The sequence below is a fragment of the Burkholderia mayonis genome, from assembly GCF_001523745.2.
GTDB classification, from domain to species: domain Bacteria; phylum Pseudomonadota; class Gammaproteobacteria; order Burkholderiales; family Burkholderiaceae; genus Burkholderia; species Burkholderia mayonis.
The window spans coordinates 2,144,165-2,160,918 of record NZ_CP013386.1; the positions used below are offsets into that span (position 1 = coordinate 2,144,165).

The following is a 16,754-nucleotide window of genomic DNA, read 5'->3' on the forward strand; positions in this document are numbered from 1 at the left end:
GTCGTCACCTCAATCTGGCGAGCCGGTACAGCCAGTAGCCGCCGCCGACTTGCAGGATGAACGCGAGATACACGAGCTGGCGCCCCGTCGGGTCGAGCCACATCGCGCTGAAGTACTTCGGATTCGTCGCGATCACGAAGCTGCCGATTCCGACGGGCAGCGCGCCGAGCACCCAAGCTGACAGCCGCGTCTCCGCCGACATCGCGACGAGCTCGCGCTCCGCCTGCTCGAGGTCGCGCATGAAGACGGCCATCCGGTCGAGCATCACGTCCGCACGGCCGCCGTACTTGACCGACAGCCGCAGCACCGAGCCGACGAGCTCGAATTCCTTGATCCGATAGAGCGCCGCGATATAGACCATCGCGCGATCGATCTCGACGCCCGATCGCAGCATCCGCGACACGTGATCGAGGCAGCCTCGCAGCGGCGCCTCGGTCGTCTGCAGCGTCGCCTGGAACGCGGCGGGCACGCTGTTGCCGAGCGTGACGAGCCGCACGATGCCGTCGAGGAACGACGGCAGTTGCCGGACGATCTGCAGGCGCCGCTTCTGCATCCGCGACACGAGCCAGAACAGGACGAGCGTCGCCCCCGCGACGAGCGTCGCGACGGCGGCGAGCAAGCCGCCGCGCAGCCCCGTCCACAGCGTCGCGACGAGCGTCGCCGCGACGAGCAGGATCAGCGGCGTGCGAATCTCGGGCACGCCCGCGCGGTTCGATACGTTGAGCCACGCGTCGGCCGCGCGCTCGCGCCATCGCGCGAAACCGAAACCGTCGGCAGGCTTCGCGCCCGGCGCGCCGCCCGCCGCGCCCGCGGCGGACGCAGACGCGGCCGCACGCGTCGACTCGCCCGCGAGCGGCGCCTTCGGCTGCGCGCCCGGGCGCGCGCCGGGCTCGAGCCGGCTGTCGATGTAGCGCGCCGCATGCGCGCGCTCCTTGGTCGCCTCGCCGCGCCGCCACAGCGCGAGCGCCGCCGCCGCGCACAAGAGCGCGAGGGCGAGCGCGAAGAGCGCCGCGCTAGACATTGAAGCCCCCGCCGCGGCCGAACGGCTCGCCGCCGCGGCCGCCGCCCGCGAGCATCTGCCTGAAGCGCGCGAGCTTCGGCGAATGCGGATGGATGCCGAGCGATTCCCACGCGTCGATCTCGTCGCCGTCCGCGTTCACGCGCGGCTCGTAGCGATAGAGCTCCTGCGTCGCGATGATGTTGTCCGACAGTCCCGTCACTTCGGTGACCGACAGGATCCGCCGCCGCCCGTTCGACAGCCGCCCGATCTGCACGATGAAGTCGACTGCGTTGGAGATCTGCCGGCGCAGGCTCGATTCGGTGCCCTGGAAGCCTGCGAAGCCGGCGAGCATTTCGAGGCGGTACAGGCATTCGCGCGGCGAGCTCGCATGGATCGTGCCCATCGAGCCGTCGTGGCCGGTATTCATCGCCTGCATCATCTCGAGCACTTCGCCGCCGCGCACTTCGCCGACGATGATCCGGTCCGGCCGCATCCGCAGCGTGTTGCGCAGAAGGTCGCGGATCGACACGACGCCCGTGCCGTCGAAGCCGCCCGGCCGGCTCTCGAGCCGCACGACGTGCGGATGGTTGAGCGACAGCTCGGCCGTATCCTCGATCGTGACGACGCGCTCGGCTTCGGGAATGTGGAACGCGAGCGCGTTCAGAAGCGACGTCTTGCCGGAGCTCGTGCCGCCCGACACGAGGATGTTGCAGCGCGCGGCGACCGCGGCCTCGAGCAGCGTGGCGATCTCGTCGTCGAACGTGCCGTTCGCGAGCAGATCGGCGGGCTTGAGCGGATCCTTGCGGAACTTGCGGATCGACACGACCGGGCCGTCGATCGACAGCGGCTCGATCACGACGTTCACGCGCCCGCCGTCCGGCAGCCGCGCGTCGACCATCGGGTTCGATTCATCGAGACGGCGGCCGATCGGCGCGAGGATGCGCCGCACGATCCGCAGCAGATGTGCGTTGTCGGTGAAGCGCACCGGCAGCTTCGTCAGGATCCCGTGCTTCGACACGTACACGTCGCTGTAGCCGTTGATCAGGATGTCTTCGACGTGCGGATCGGCAAGCAGGTCCTCGATCGGCCCGAAGCCCGCGAGCTCCTTCGTCAGCGCCTCCGCGATCGCCCGCACTTCGTTTTCGTTGAGCGGAATGCGGCGCAGCCGCACGAAGCTGTCGATCTCGAGATCGACGAACTGGTTGATCGCCTGCCGCGACCAGCGTCCGAACTCCGCGCCCAGCTCCTCGATGCGCGTCAGCAGATGCTCGTGCGCAGCGTTCTTGATGTCGTGAAACTGCTGCGTTTGCGAGAACGGCGTCGCCCCGTCGGCAAATTGAATGTCGTGTGCCATCTCTTACGACCGCTTGGAGGTGGGTTGAATGAAGCGCTTGAGCGCGGAAAGACCGCTCGCCGTGCGCGACGCGGCGGCCCCCGTGCCACCCGTCACGCGTTCGACGAGCGGCTCGAGCGCGCGCACGTACGGGTCGCGCTCGGCAACGTCGACGATCAGCTTGCCCTGATTGGCCGCATGCCCGATCGGCACGCGCCGCGACGGCAAGGTCACGGCGAGCGAGAGGCCGAGGCGCTCGGCGATCTGCGCGGGCGACAGGCCGAGCGCCGGATCGTACTGGTTGACGACGAGACGCACGTTGCCCGTGTCGACGCCCGCGTCGCGCAGCGAATCGAGCAGCTCGACCGCCGACACGACGGATGCGACGCCCTGGTCGCACAGGAGCCACGATTCGTCGACCGCGCACGCGGTCTGCGCGACGAAGTCGCGGTTCGAGAAGCCGCCCAGGTCGATGATCTGATAGTCGAAGAACGCGCGCAGACGGTTCAGCAGTCCGACGCAAGACGCGTACGACACGTCGCGCAGCCCGGCGAGATTCGGCGGCAGCGACGTCAGCGCGACGCCGCTCGAATGGCGCGCGAGCGCAGTGTTGACGAAGGTCCGGTCGAAGCGGCGCAGGTTGCGCACCGCCTCGACGAAGTCGAATTCACAGCGCGTGTTCAGGTACAGCGCGCCGTCGCCTGCCGGCAGCCCGAGATCGACGAGCGCCGTCTGCCGTCCCTGCGCGGCCGAGCGCTTCTGCAGCAGCACCGACAGGTTCGCGGCGAGCGTGCTTGCCCCCATCCCGGCGCGCGCGCCGAGAAGCGCGATCAGCTTGCCGTGGCGGCTCGGCTGTTCGCCGACGTGATCGAGGAGCCCGCGCGTGATCCGCAGCGCGTCCTCGGCGGGTGCGGAGAAGTCGACGAAGTCGTGCACGCCCGCGCGCAGCGCAGCGAGCGCGCTCTCCGGCTCCGCGATCGACCCGAGCGCGACGATCGGCAGTCCAGGATGCGACAGGCGCACCGCGGCCGCGGCGGCGCTCGCCGCCTGCGCATGGCCGCCCGAGAAGTCGACGAAGACGAGCACCGGATTGAGCCCGGCGATCCGCTGCGCGAGCGCCGTCGGTTCGAGCGGCGCAGCCTCGACGGCGCCCGCCGAGACGAGCGTCTGCGCGAGCCAGTCCACGTGTTCGCCAAGCGGCGACGCGCAGACGAAGTAGTCGGTGACGGCAGGCTCAGCCAAAGATTGTGCTCTCGCGTTCATGTTGAAGCGTTCCGGTTGCGCGCCGTGTCGCGGCGCTCGCGCTGTCGATGCGGCACGCGCTCATTTCGAGAACCCCGGTCCTGCGTCCGGCGACAGCGCGCCGCCGAGATACGACCGCCATACGGGCCCGTCGCGCTGCTCGGACAGCTCGCCGGGCGTCGCGGGCAGCGACGCGTTCTTCGCGATCGGCGCGACGAGATGCGGCGTCGCGATGATCACGAGTTCCTTGTCGTTCTGCTGATAACTGAGGTGCTTGAAGAACGTGCCGATGACCGGCAGATCGCCGAGGAACGGCACCTTGTCGACGTTCGACGTCGTCTCGCGATCGATCAGGCCGCCGATCACGAAGCTCTCGCCGTCGCCGAGCTCGACCGTCGTGTCCGCGCGGCGCGTCGTGAGCGCGGGCACCGTCACGCCGTTGATCGTGATCGAATGGACGAAGTCGAGCTGACTCGATTCCGGCGCGACCTTGAGCGCGATCCGGCGCGGGCTCAGCACGGTCGGCGTCAGCGTGAGGCCGACGCCGTACGGCTTCCAATCGATCGAGATCGTGCCGAGCGACTGCGGCACCGGCACCGGAATCTCGCCGCCCGCGAGAAAGCTCGCGCTTTGCCCGGACAGCGCGACGAGCGTCGGCTGCGCGAGCACGCGCGCGAGGTTGTTCGCCTCGAGGATCGACAGGTCGGCGAAAAGGCCGCGCGTCGCCGAGCCGACGACGAGATTGAACGCGGACGCGATCGGAATGTTCGCGGACACCGACATCGACGGCGTCCCGCCGCCCGTCACCGACGCAAGGCCGCTCGGCGCGAACGAGCCGAACGTGAAGCCGTTGTTCTGCTTGAAGAAGTTGAGGCCCGCCTGCTTGAGCACCGAGCGGCTGAATTCGACGACGCGCACGTCGACCTGCACGACGTTCTTGCCGCCGACCGTCGACGCGTCGACGACGCCGCCGTCCTTGCCCGCCATCCCCTTGCCGAGCGCGAGCGCGCGCGCATGCGCGTCGAGCGTCGCGGCCGAGCCGGACATGACCGCCGTGCCGCCGTACGCCTTCACGCTCGGCGAGCCGCCGTCGAGCAGCGCACGCGCGGCGCCGCTCACGACGTTGACCGTGTAGACGGCCGGCTCGTCGCGGCCTCGCTCCCACACCATCAGGCTCGTCGAGCCGGCCGCCTTCGCGACGAGCAGCACGCTTCCTCGCCCGCCCTTCGCGACGAGCACGTCGGCGACGCTCGGATCGCCGACCGCGACCCGCTGCACGTTGCGGCCGACGGAAATCTGCCGCTGCGCGCCCGTCGCGAGCTCGATCGCCCCCATCTCCGCCGCCCGCGCGGCGAACGACAGCAACACGCCGAACGCCATCGCCAATGCAATCAGTCTATTTTTCATCGTGTCGGAAACCGGCGCGAGCCGGCTCTCTCCCTGCCGTCACTGTTCGAATCAATTTGTCGATCAATAGGCGACCGTTTCGGCTCGCCCGCCCCGGATCACTTCGATGCTGCCTCCTGCGCGCGGCGCGGCCGCCACCTGCGCGCCCCGCGGTGCGGCCGCACGCGGCGCCGGCGCATGCGCGCCGCCGCTGCCCGACAGCTCGCTCAACACGAGCCCCGCCGCCGCCTGGTTCGACGGCCCCGCGCCGCCTAACGCGCGCACGGCGACCGTCTGCGCAGCGACGTCTTCGTCGCGTGGGCTGCGCAGCGCGAGCACGAGCCGTCCGCTCGCTTCGGCGAGCGTCAGCGCGTCGACCTGCGCGGTCGGCACCGCGAGCACCGCGGTGCGCGCGCCCGCGCCCGTCGGGCCCGGCGTGCCGTCACGATCGGCCGTCGCGTCGCCGAACGACAGCACACGCACCCGCGACAACAGCAGCCGCGCCTGCGATTGCGAGATTTCCGAGCCAGTCGTACCGAAGCTGCCTTCGCGCTTCATATTCACGAACACGTCGACGAAGTTGCCGGGACGCAGCCGGTTGCCGACCGCGTTCGTGTCGTCGACCTTGACCGCGACCGCGCGCTCGCCCGGCGCGATCTGGTCGGCGAGCCCCGACATCAGCTCGCTTTCGAGCACGGGCGCCTGCGCGACAATGTCGCTCGCCGGGATGCGGCCCGTGACGAGCGTCGGATTCGGAAACGCGCCGGCGATCGGCGCAGGCATCTGCTGCACCTTGAGCGCGTCGGCGGGAATCGGCTGCCCCGCCGGCAGCGCACGCGTCGCGACGACGACGGGCACCACCGCCGTCGCGACGGCGGTCGCGGCGCTCGGCGCGGCGGGCGCCGGCTTGCGCCCGAGCAGCCACGCGTAAATGCCGAGCAGGATCGCGATCCCGATCAGCAACCCCGCGATGATCTTGGTCAGATGATTGGCCATGGTTGTTATCAGTGCAGCGGCGAAAGAAGTCGTTGGAGAAAACCGCACCGGCTGGCGGCGCGGCGGCCCGGCCTAGTCGATCACGTTCATATGATGTTCGTCGGGTTGATCTGCACCGTCGCCTGGCTCGTCAGCGTCGTCGGCAGCACCGCGTCGAAGAGCGCGACTGTCGGCACGAGCGGATTGGCCGCATACGGATACGTAACCGTCACCTGGATGCAGTACATCGTCGCGTCGTACGAGCAGGTGAAATTCTGCGAGGTCGAGCACGTCGCGCCCGTCAGCCAGCCCGTCAGATTGCTCGCGGCCGTGCACGCGGCCGCTGCACGCAGGCCGAGCGCCGCCGACTGCGTTTGCGCGACCTGGTAGTTGAGCGCCGCGCGCGCGCCCTCCGTCGCGGCGAGCGTCAGGCTCTGCTGCGCGGCGAAGATCATGCCGTACGTGACGATCCCGTAGAGGACCATGAAGAAGACGGGGAACAGGATCGCGAATTCGATCGCGGTCGCGCCGCGCTGGAAGCGCCGCGGCCGGAACTGTCCGAGCGCGTGCTTCATCGCGTGCCTCCGGTATGAACCAGATAGGCGAGCCATGCCGCGGCGGGCGCGGCGAGAAACGCCGCATAAGGCGCGGAGCGGCGCGCGCCGAGCGCGAACACAGGCGCGCCGTGACGCCCGAGCGTGCCGAACGACGTGCGGCTCAGCAGCATGAGGCCGAGCGAGTGAATGCCCGCTGCGATGCTCGCGACGATCCACAGCCACGGCAGCACCGACAGGCCGCACCAAGCGCCGAGCACCGCGAATACTTTGACGTCGGCAGCACCCATCACGCGCAGTGCGAAAAACGGAAAAAGGGAAACGAGACCGACCACCCCGCCGATCAATGCGCCGGCCAATGTCGTCTCGAACGGATTTTGTCGGCAGACTGTAAAAATGATAACGGCAGCAAGACCAACGAACACCAATTCGTTGGGAATACGGCGATCGCGACAATCAGCAATTGCAACAGCCGCAGTCCAGGCGAAAAAGAACCCAATACTGAATAAATGAACCATTTCAGCCCCAGCCGCCCAGCGACGTGTTGCGGATTGCCGAAGCAATCCGCAATTCGTGGTAACGCGCAATTGGAAGTAAACGTTAAGCCGCCGGCAATTTGCTGGCGATCGTGCTGAACAGGTTGCTCAGGTCGGTACCGAGCGTGCCGACCGTCGTCGCGATGGCCACCGCGATGAGACCCGCGATCAATCCGTATTCGATCGCGGTTACCCCTGCCTCCTCCGTGAGGAAGCGATTCATCAGTTGTTTCATGTTGATCCTCGTGCCTTGAGTCCTCATTGGCCTTGCTTTTCGCTATCGGCCGACCTTGCCCCGCCATTCGACTTTAATGTCGGATCGGGCGGTTTCGTTATAACTCCTTTTTCAAGAGTTTCTAACAATTTGATACAAGTTAACATTCATGTCGGCGGCGTCCTCCTCGTATTCCCTGATGTACCAGGCCGTACAATTAGTGCACGAGCGAATCTTATATCTGAACCTTTTTTTGTTCCACATTTTTGTCAATTTTGATCAGACAACATGACTGCGCGCACGCTTATTTTTATGACTTGTCGGTACTCCTTACACATAAGGACTTACGATAGGTTAGATCTATATACCTAATTCATTGGCAAAAAGATCGATTCAAATATCGATGACCCATCCCGTGCATGGGGCGCACGTTACGCCGCACGCGTAACGCAAAGCGCGTGGCGTTACGTTACGAACGCATAAAAACTCGGCCGCCGCGCGCACCTCCCGCTCCTTTTCAAGCAACGTCCCGCCTCGCTCAAATCCTTTACCGACAAGGGTTTGCGGGAAGTCATTGCACGCACCGAAAAGTTCGTCCAGCGAAATGGCACGCCAGTTGCAGAGCAATCACTCGCAAGTGCAGCACACCAATGATCAGACAACACACCAATGCGAGGACGATATGAACACCCAGACGATTTCCCATGGCACGCTCCGGACGACTTTGATCGCGGCCACCGTGGCAGCCATGCTCTCCCTCTCCGCTTGCGGCGGCTCCGGCTCGATCAGCAAGGGGCTCGACGGCTCGGGCTCCAGTAGCGGCAACGCAATTTCCACGACGGGCGACGGTTCGGGTTCGGGCGGCACGAGCGGCTCGGGTTCGAGCGGCGGCTCGACTTCCGGCGGCGGCTCGACTTCCGGCGGCGGCTCGACTTCCGGCGGCGGCTCGACTTCCGGCGGCGGCTCGACTTCCGGCGGCGGCACGTCGACCTCGTCGAGCGTCAATGCGCTCGGTACGATCGCCGGCAACACGGGCGGCATCATCGGCGGCGTCGGCTCGACCGTGTCGGGTGTCGGTACCGTCGTCGGCAGCCAGACGCTGCCCGGCGCGAACCCGCAGACGACGCAAGCGCTCGGCGGCATCGTCCAGAACCTCGGCGGCGCCGTCAGCGCGCTTGGCACGGGCGTGACGAGCGGCATCGGCCAGCTCGGCTCGTCGACGAACCCGATCGGCACGACCGTCGCAAGCACGGGCGGCGTGGTCAGCCAGCTGGGCGGCGCCGTCACGCAAACGGGCAACCTCGTCACGAGCCTCGGCACGGGCCCGCTCGCGCCGCTGTCGCCCCTCACGTCGCCGCTCGGCGGTGCGGTCAGCACGCTCGGCAACGCAATCACCGCAGGCGGCACGACGCTCACCACCGCACTGTCGACGGGCCCCGTCCAGCAACTGACGCAAACGGTCAGCTCGGCGATCACGCCGATCACGTCGATGGTCACGGGCACGACGCAAACGGTCGGCAACGTGACGGGCCTCGGCGCGCCCGTCAACACGCTGCTCGGCACGATCGGCGGCGGCCTGAACCAGGCCGGCGCGCTGATCACGAAGACGGGCAGCAATCCGGTCACGACGAGCCTCGGCCAGACGGTGTCGGCAACCGGCAACACGATCACGTCGGTCGGCGGCCTGCTGACGGGCGGCACCGGCTCGACGAATCCGCTCGCGCCGATCACAGCCGCGGTCGGCAGCCTGACGGGCACGCTGAGCGGCGTCGGCGGAGCGACCTCGGGCACTCCGCTCGCTCCGCTGACGAACGTCGTGTCGACGGTGACGGGCGCGCTCACGGGCGCAGCAGGCGGCACGTCGACGAGCAATCCGCTCGCCCCCGTCACCGGCCTCGTGTCGACCGTCACGGGCGCGCTCACGGGTGCCACCGGCGGCACGACGTCGAGCAACCCGCTCGCCCCCGTCACCGGCCTCGTGTCGACCGTCACGGGCGCGCTCGCGGGCGCCACCGGCGGCACGACGTCGACGAGCCCGCTCGCCCCGGTCACGAACCTCGTGTCGACCGCGACGGGCGCACTCGGCGGCGCGACGACCGCGCCGACGACGAGCTCGACGACCGCCGCGACGAACCCTGTCGCGAGCCTCACCGCGCCACTGACCGGCACGAGCAGCGGCACGAGCGGGTCGACCAACCTGCTGTCGCCCGTCACGTCGCTCGTCGGCGGCCTGCTCGGCGGCATCAAGAAGTAAACCGGGCCGGCGCCCACCCAGCATCAAAAAAGACAGCGAGGAGCAGCATCATGAATCAGCAACGTTTCGTTCCGTCGTCCGCGCTTGCGGCCTGGCGCGTTCCGCTCACCGCGCTCGCGACCGCGTGCGTACTCGCCGCGTGCGGCGGCAGCGACATCGCCGCGCCACCGTCCGCGGGCGACAGCGGCAGCGGCGGCAAGACGACGCCGACCAACCCGAATAACCCGACGCCGACCGCGACCGGCACGTCCGGCGTCGTCAACACGCTCGGCAAGACCGCGACCGATCTCGGCAACACGATCGGCTCGACGAGCGTGCCGGGCCTCGGCAGCGGCGTCACGCAAGGCGTCGGCGCGACGGTCGGCAGCACGGGCGGCATCCTCAACGCCGCGGCGGACGCGGTGAGCAACGGCCTCGGCCAGATAGGCTCGACGCAGAATCCGGTCGGCACGACGGTCGCCGGCCTCGGCAACGTCGTGAGCGCGGCGAGCAACACCGTGCAAGGTCTCAGCCAGACCGTGCAGGCTGTCGGCACGGGCCCGCTCGCACCGCTTTCGCCCGTCACGACGCCCGTCGCAGGCGCGCTCGCGACGGCGGCGAACGGCGTGAACGCGGCCGGCACGATGCTCGGCAACGCGCTGTCGACAGGTCCCGTCCAGCAGATCACGCAGCCGATCAGCTCGGCCGTGACGCCGCTCGTCATCACGGCGGGCCAGGTCACTCAGACGGTCGGCACGACGACGGGCGTCGGCCAGCCGGTGTCGGGCCTGCTGCAGCAAGTCGGCGGCGCGATCAGCTCGGCCGGCCATCAGATCGCGGGTACGTCGTCGCAGCCGCTCGTCGGCGACGTCGGCCAGCTCGTGTCGTCGGTCGGCAACACCGTGACGAACACGGGCGGCCTCGTCAATCCCGCCGCACCGAACGGAGCGGCGCCGATCCCGGGTCTCATCACGAGTCTCGTCGGCGGCTCGACGGCAACGGTCGCCACCGGTTCGGGCTCGGGCTCCACGCTTAGCAACCCGCTGAGCGGCGTGTTGTCGAGCCTCGGCGGAGGCGCACTCGGCGGGAGCGCCACGTCCGGCGGCGCGAGCAATCCGCTCGCACCGGTCACGAGCCTCGTGAGCGGCGGCACGGGTGGTAGTACAAACCCGCTCGCGCCCGTTACCGGTTTGCTGAATACTGTCACGGGCGCGCTCACGGGCGCGACGGGATCGAGCGGCGGCACGAATCCGCTCGCCCCCATCACGTCGCTCACGGGCAGCGCGACCTCGTCGACGGGCAGCTCGACCGGGCTCCTCGCACCGGTGACGAACACCCTCGGGACGCTGGGCAGCATTAGTAAGTGATACGAAGCACTGCGCGCCCCCTCCGGCGGGGAGCGCGCAATCGGATTGGAACAACGGAAGACCACGATGCGCGGCGCGCGATATGCCGCGCATCTGCATTAGAAGATCACAAGCACAAAGAGGCCCACGAGGAATCACAATGAAATCCAGACACGAATCTTGGATGCTGTTGCTCGCGCTCGTTGCGGCCGCCGGCGCCGCGCACGCGCAAAGCCGGTCGGGCGGCAACCCGCTCGAATCGCTGCCGCAAATCAACACGCCGCAGCGGCCGAGCGTGACCGTGCAGGTCGCGCCGCAGGAAGTCCAGGTGCAGGCGCTGCTCGCCCGCCATCTGACGCCGACTTCGTTCCAGGTCGAAGGCGTCAAGTCGATTCCGTTCGAAGAGATCTCGCAGCGCTTCACACCGCTCGTCGGCAAGGACATCACGATCGGCCAGTTGATCGAAATGGCGAACGGCGTGACGAAGCTGTATCAGGCGCGCGGCTACGCACTGTCGTTCGCGTTCATCCCCGCGCAGACGTTCGAAGGCGGCGTCGTGCGCGTGACGGTCGTCGAAGGCTACGTCGCGAACGTGAAGATCACCGGCCGGCCCGGCGCGATGGAGCCGAAGGTCCGCGCGATCGCCGCGCACATCATGGACGACCGGCCGCTGCGCCGCGCGACGTTCGAGCGCTATGTGAACACGTTCGGCCTCTTGCCCGGCGTCACGGTGAAGGCGAACGTGCCGCCGCCGCAGAACACCGACGGCGCGACGACGCTCGAGCTCAACGTCGATCGCAAGCCGTTCAACGTAAGCGCGGGGCTCAACACGAACAACCCCGGCTTGCAGGGGCTCTTTACGGTGACCGAGAACGGCCTCACCTCGCTCGGCGAGCAGATGAGCATCTCCGCCCTCTTCCCGAAAGGCCCGAACAACCAGACGTACGTGTCGTTCAACGGCGCCGTGCCGATCGGCAGCAACGGCCTCGTCACACGTCTCGACGCGAGTCACTACCGTGGCAATCCGTCGGTCGACCAGACGGTGCTGCCGAACGTCCAGCGCACCGTCATCAACGACAAGCTCGGCCTGTCCGCATCCTATCCGCTGATGCTGAGCAACCAGCGCAGCCTGCTCGGCACGGTGTCGGGCTACGCGTCGCACAGCGAAGATCGCTACCAGAACCAGATCACGGGTGCGATGATCGGCACGCGCTCGCAAGTGCGCGTGCTGCAGATGCAGCTCGACTACACGAGCGTGCAGCCGAAGCAGGTCCAGAAGCTGAGCTTCAACGTCGCGAAGGCGTTCGACATTCTCGGCGCGTCGAAATCGGGCATCACGAACATTCCCGGCGTCACCGCGACGAATCCAGCATCGACGACGTTCGTGCGCACGGGCGCGACGTTCGTGCAGACGAATGAGTGGCCGTTCAAGATCGGCTCGACCGTGCAGCTCACCGGCCAGTACAGCCCCGATTCGTTGCCGACCACCGAGCAGATCTCGTTCGGCGCGCAGCGCTTCGCGCTCGGCTATCAGCCGGGCGAGACGTCTGGGGATTCCGGCTGGGGCGCGTCGCTCGAGCTCAATCGCGCATTCGCGCCGGGCTTCACGTATCTGAAGAACATCACGCCATACGTCGTATACGACATGGCGCGCGTGTATCTGCATTCGGGCACGCCGGTGCCGCGCAGGCTGTCGTCGGTCGGGCTCGGCGTGCGCTTGACCGACAGCCGCTTCTACAACCTCGACGTGTCGATCGCGAAGCCCGTCGGCGACTCGCCGATCGAGAGCGCATCGCGCAGCCCGCGCGTGAATGCGTCGTTCTCCTATCAGCTCTACTGACGCGCTCGCGCCCTTCCCGCTTCGCTTCGCGCACGCGGCCCGTCATGCGACGGGCCGCTTCCGTTTTCACTTCACATCTTCACGTCGATTAGAAGCACTTGTATCAAACGCGGCGCGCGGATTCACGTATTCTGCGCGAAGCTCGCACGCATCGCCGTTCGACGCAAACGGCCCGCGAGCCCGATGAAAATGACATTGTGCGATCCAAGGAGGAAGACATGTTTCAAATGACCCGTTCACTGCGCTCGATCACCGTTGCAGGCGCGCTCCTCGCATGCGCTGCGAGCGCATTCGCTCAAGCGGACAGCCCGATCGGCACGTGGCAGACGATCGACGACCACACGGGCAAGCCGAAGGCGCTCGTGCAAATCAGCGAAGACTCGAGCGGCGAGCTGTCGGGCAAGGTTCTCAAGGGCCTCGGCGAGAACGACACGCCGGATCGCCGCTGCACCGCGTGCACCGACGAACGCAAGGATCAGCTGATCAAGGGCATGACGATCATCAAGGCGATGAAGAAGGAAGGCGACGGCTGGGACGGCGGCAACATCCTCGACCCGGAAAACGGCAAGGTCTACAAATGCAAGATGAAGCTCGAAGAAGGCGGCCAGAAGCTCGTCGTGCGCGGCTACATCGGCGTGTCGCTGCTCGGTCGCTCGCAGACCTGGATGCGCGCTGCGCAATAAGCCCGTTTGACGTCGACAAGCGCGGCTTGTCGACGCTCGCGTTCTGCGTTTCGCGAACGCTGGCGGCAAAACAAAACCGGCCTGTGCATTTCCGCCAGGCCGGTTTTTTCATGCGCGCGTCGCGTCAGATCATGTGCTCGAGCGCGCGATCGCGGCGAGGCGCGGTCGATGTCGTCGACGCTCCGCCGCTGCGCGCTTCCGCCGCTTTCGAGCGCGTATGCGTCCGCATGCGCATCGCCATCAGCTCGCTCAGATCGTCGCTTTCTGCGCCGAACAGCTCGACCAGCACGCGCTTCAACGCGCCTGAGTCGTGCCACGCCTTGAAGCGGCGATGACACGTCTGATACGCGGGAAAACGGCGCGGCATCGCCGACCAGTTCGCGCCGCTGTAAATCACCCACAGCACGCCGTTCAGCACCGCGCGCGTATCCGCGAGCGGCCTGCCGCGCAACTCCTTGCGCGGACGCAGCTCGGGCAGCAACGGAGCGACGCGCTGCCACTCCTCATCATTGATATCGCGATACGGCGTCATGTGTCTCTCCGTTCGTGAAGAACATGACGCAACGATATCGAGACGAATCGGCATTGGATACGACGCGCATGCCGATTTAAGAATAGTTAATACCGAATTAACCGAAGTTAACCGTCTGGCGTGCTTTTTCGAATTCGGGTCGGGTCGTTCGGGGTTCGCGCCGTGCAATATGCAACCGTCGGCCAGTCGGGTCGGATCAGGTCAGCGACGTATCGATCAGGCGTCGCGGCGTCTCGAGATACTCCTTCGACTGCATTTCGACGATGCGCGAGACCGTCCGGCTGAATTCGTTCGCCATCGGTCCTTCGATGTACAGATCCTCTGCGGGCACCGCGGCCGACATCAGCAGCTTGACCTTGTGGTCGTACAGCACGTCGATGAGCCACGTGAAGCGGCGCGCCTCGGACGCCATCCGCGGCGACATCTGCGGCACCTCGGACAGCACGATCGCATGGAAGCGGCTCGCGAGCTCGAGATAGTCGTTCTGCGAGCGCGGGCCGCCGCAGAGCGTCGCGAAATCGAACCAGACGACGCCGTCCGCGCGGCGCAGCGCCTTGATCTCGCGCTTTTCGATGTGCAGGATCGGGCTCTCGTCGGGCACCGCGGCGAGCTGCGCGAACGCATGGCGCAGCGCGCGATCGGCTTCCGCGCCGAGCGGCGTGTGATACATCCGCACCTGCGTGAGCGTGCGCTGCCGGTAGTCGATGCCTGCGTCGACGTTCAGCACGTCGAGCTTGTCCTTCAAGAGCGCGATCGCCGGCAGCATGCGGTCGCGATGCAATCCGTCGGGGTACAGATCGTCCGGATCGTAATTGGACGTCATCACGAACTGCACGCCATTCAAAAACAGCCGGTCGAGCAGCCGGTACAGGATCATCGCATCGGCGATGTCCGACACGTGAAATTCGTCGAAGCAGATGAGCCGATAGCGCTTCGCGATGCGGCGCGCGAGCTCGTCGAGCGGATCGGCCTGCCCTTTGAGCTCCTCGAGCTCGCGATGCACTTCGCGCATGAATTCGTGGAAATGCAGCCGCGTCTTGCGCTGCACCGGCACGACCGCATAGAAGCTGTCCATCAGGAAGCTCTTGCCGCGCCCGACGCCGCCCCACATGTAGACGCCGCGCGGCAGATCCGGGCGAATGACGAGTTTCTTGAACGCATTCGAGCGACGCGCCTTGTAGGCGACCCATTCGCCATAACAGCGCTGCAGGCGTTCGACCGCGGCGCGCTGCGCGGCATCGGACTGATAGCCGCGCGTCTTCAGCTCGTGCTCGTAGTATTCGGTGACGTTCATCATGCAAACCGGCAAAAACGAAGGCGAGCGGGAAACCCCGCCCGCCTTCGCCGAGAAACTGCGACGCCGGCCGCGACGGCCGGCGCGCGGTGCTGCGTTTTCGCGCTTAGCTGTTGAGCGAGCGCTTGTCGACGGCGAGCGCCGCTTCGCGCATCACTTCGGACAACGACGGGTGCGGATGGCAGATCCGGGCGATGTCTTCCGACGCCGCCTTGAATTCCATCGCGACCACGGCTTCGGCGATCAAGTCCGACGCGTTCGGCGAGATCACGTGCACGCCGAGCAGTTCGTCCGTCTTCGCGTCGGCGATCATCTTCACGAAACCGTCCGAACGGCCCATGCCGAGCGCGCGGCCGTTGATCGAGAACGGGAACTTGCCCGACTTGATCTCGCGGCCTTCCGCCTTCAGTTGCTGCTCGGTCTTGCCGACCCACGCGATTTCCGGCTCGGTGTAGATCACCCACGGAATGCAGTTGTAGTCGATGTGCGGCTTTTGGCCGTCGATCACTTCCGCGACGAGCACGCCTTCGTCTTCTGCCTTGTGCGCGAGCATCGGGCCGCGCACGACGTCGCCGATCGCGTAGACGTTCGGCACCGCGGTGCGGCAGTGGTCGTCGACGTCGATGAAGCCGCGCTCGTTCGCCTTCAGGCCGATCGCTTCGAGGCCGAGGTTGTCGGTGTTCGGCACGCGGCCGATCGACACGATCAGGCGATCCGCTTCGAGCGTCTTCGCGCTGCCGTCCTTGTCCGTGTACGCGATCGACACGCCGCTCGCGCCCGCCTTCACTTCGTCGATCTTCACGCCGAGGTTGATGTCGAGGCCCTGCTTCTTGAACAGCTTCGCCGCTTCCTTGGCGAGCGCTTCGTCGGCCGCGCCGAGGAATGCCGGCAGCGCTTCGAGCACCGTCACTTCGGCGCCGAGGCGACGCCACACCGAGCCGAGCTCGAGGCCGATCACGCCCGCGCCGATCACGGCGAGCTTCTTCGGCACCGCATCGAACGTCAGCGCGCCTTCGTTGTCCGCGACGATCTTGTTGTCGACCGGCACGTTCGGCAGATGGCGTGCCTTCGAGCCCGTCGCGATGATCACGTTCTTCGCGGTGACGATTTCGGTTTCGCCTTCGCCGCTCACTTCGATCTGCACGCCGGCGTCGGTCTTGCCGGTGAACTTGCCGTGGCCCTTCAGCCACGTGATCTTGTTCTTCTTGAACAGGAACTCGATTCCGCCCGTCATCTTCTCGACGATCGCATCCTTGCGGCCGATCATCTTCGCGACGTCCATCTTCACGTCGCCGACGCTGATGCCGTGGTCGGCGAGGTGATGCGACGCCTTCTCGAACTCTTCCGACGAGGCGAGGAGCGCCTTCGACGGGATGCAGCCAACGTTCAGGCACGTGCCGCCCAACTTCAGCGCGCCCGCCGGGTTCTTCCATTTTTCGATGCAGGCAACCGTTTTGCCCAACTGCGCGGCGCGGATCGCCGCGATGTAGCCGCCAGGGCCGGCGCCGATCACGACGACGTCAAATTCCTTCGACATGACAATCCTTTGATTTGGCTGCGGCGCGCCGAACGGGCGCCCGGGAAGG

Annotated in this window: 15 protein-coding genes; 4 read left to right on the forward strand and 11 right to left on the reverse strand. The window is 66.9% G+C overall.

What is annotated here, in order from left to right; genetic code table 11:
- Positions 1-4 precede the first annotated feature (4 nt).
- From WS70_RS10585 to WS70_RS10620, 8 genes are all read right to left on the reverse strand, one after another.
- Complete coding sequence (locus tag WS70_RS10585; protein ID WP_059597776.1) at positions 5-1,021, reverse strand: type II secretion system F family protein; 1,017 nt, start codon at positions 1,019-1,021, stop codon at positions 5-7.
- Positions 1,014-2,354: a CpaF family protein gene (locus tag WS70_RS10590; RefSeq protein WP_059469539.1), complete on the reverse strand. Its 1,341-nt coding sequence runs from the start codon at positions 2,352-2,354 to the stop codon at positions 1,014-1,016. The genes WS70_RS10585 and WS70_RS10590 overlap by 8 nt, the downstream gene beginning before the upstream one ends.
- Before the next feature lie 3 nt (positions 2,355-2,357).
- Entirely contained in the window at positions 2,358-3,596 is a 1,239-nt protein-coding gene (locus WS70_RS10595; protein ID WP_059597777.1) for a fimbrial protein, read from the reverse strand.
- A gap of 60 nt (positions 3,597-3,656) precedes the next feature.
- On the reverse strand, positions 3,657-4,982 hold the full coding sequence (locus tag WS70_RS10600; protein WP_059469541.1) for a type II and III secretion system protein family protein: 1,326 nt from the start codon (positions 4,980-4,982) through the stop codon (positions 3,657-3,659).
- 63 nt (positions 4,983-5,045) lie between these two features.
- Positions 5,046-5,957, reverse strand: a complete 912-nt coding sequence (gene cpaB / locus WS70_RS10605; RefSeq protein WP_059469542.1) for a Flp pilus assembly protein CpaB — start codon at positions 5,955-5,957, stop codon at positions 5,046-5,048.
- An 86-nt stretch (positions 5,958-6,043) separates the two neighbouring features.
- Entirely contained in the window at positions 6,044-6,511 is a 468-nt protein-coding gene (locus tag WS70_RS10610) for a TadE/TadG family type IV pilus assembly protein (protein ID WP_059469543.1), read from the reverse strand.
- Positions 6,508-7,008 carry an A24 family peptidase gene (locus WS70_RS10615; protein WP_059469544.1) on the reverse strand — a complete coding sequence of 167 codons (501 nt, stop codon included), beginning with the start codon at positions 7,006-7,008 and terminating at the stop codon, positions 6,508-6,510. Before WS70_RS10615 ends, WS70_RS10610 begins: the two co-directional genes overlap by 4 nt.
- Before the next feature lie 82 nt (positions 7,009-7,090).
- Positions 7,091-7,288, reverse strand: a complete 198-nt coding sequence (locus tag WS70_RS10620) for a Flp family type IVb pilin (protein WP_162498962.1) — start codon at positions 7,286-7,288, stop codon at positions 7,091-7,093.
- Positions 7,289-7,922: 634 nt separating this feature from the next.
- Here WS70_RS10620 and WS70_RS10625 point away from each other — a divergent pair.
- The 4 genes from WS70_RS10625 (at position 7,923) to WS70_RS10645 (ending at position 13,342) form a co-directional block, all read left to right on the forward strand.
- Positions 7,923-9,494 (forward strand): collagen-like triple helix repeat-containing protein, encoded by a 1,572-nt coding sequence (locus WS70_RS10625; RefSeq protein WP_059469546.1) that lies wholly within the window; start codon positions 7,923-7,925, stop codon positions 9,492-9,494.
- A gap of 50 nt (positions 9,495-9,544) precedes the next feature.
- Positions 9,545-10,840 carry a collagen-like triple helix repeat-containing protein gene (locus WS70_RS10630; RefSeq protein ID WP_059597779.1) on the forward strand — a complete coding sequence of 432 codons (1,296 nt, stop codon included), beginning with the start codon at positions 9,545-9,547 and terminating at the stop codon, positions 10,838-10,840.
- Between the two features lie 163 nt (positions 10,841-11,003).
- Positions 11,004-12,659: a ShlB/FhaC/HecB family hemolysin secretion/activation protein gene (locus tag WS70_RS10635; RefSeq protein ID WP_197419202.1), complete on the forward strand. Its 1,656-nt coding sequence runs from the start codon at positions 11,004-11,006 to the stop codon at positions 12,657-12,659.
- A 218-nt stretch (positions 12,660-12,877) separates the two neighbouring features.
- A complete protein-coding gene (locus WS70_RS10645) occupies positions 12,878-13,342 on the forward strand; it encodes a DUF2147 domain-containing protein (protein ID WP_010104067.1) in 465 nt (154 codons plus the stop codon).
- A gap of 124 nt (positions 13,343-13,466) precedes the next feature.
- On the opposite strand, the gene WS70_RS10650 is transcribed toward WS70_RS10645, so the two are convergent.
- The 3 genes from WS70_RS10650 to lpdA all read right to left on the reverse strand — a co-directional run bounded on the left by WS70_RS10650 (position 13,467) and on the right by lpdA (position 16,705).
- Entirely contained in the window at positions 13,467-13,874 is a 408-nt protein-coding gene (locus tag WS70_RS10650) for a transposase (RefSeq protein WP_059469549.1), read from the reverse strand.
- 196 nt (positions 13,875-14,070) lie between these two features.
- On the reverse strand, positions 14,071-15,168 hold the full coding sequence (gene zapE, locus WS70_RS10655; protein ID WP_059469582.1) for a cell division protein ZapE: 1,098 nt from the start codon (positions 15,166-15,168) through the stop codon (positions 14,071-14,073).
- Between the two features lie 106 nt (positions 15,169-15,274).
- Positions 15,275-16,705 (reverse strand): dihydrolipoyl dehydrogenase, encoded by a 1,431-nt coding sequence (gene lpdA / locus WS70_RS10660; protein WP_059597780.1) that lies wholly within the window; start codon positions 16,703-16,705, stop codon positions 15,275-15,277.
- Positions 16,706-16,754: the final 49 nt, after the last annotated feature.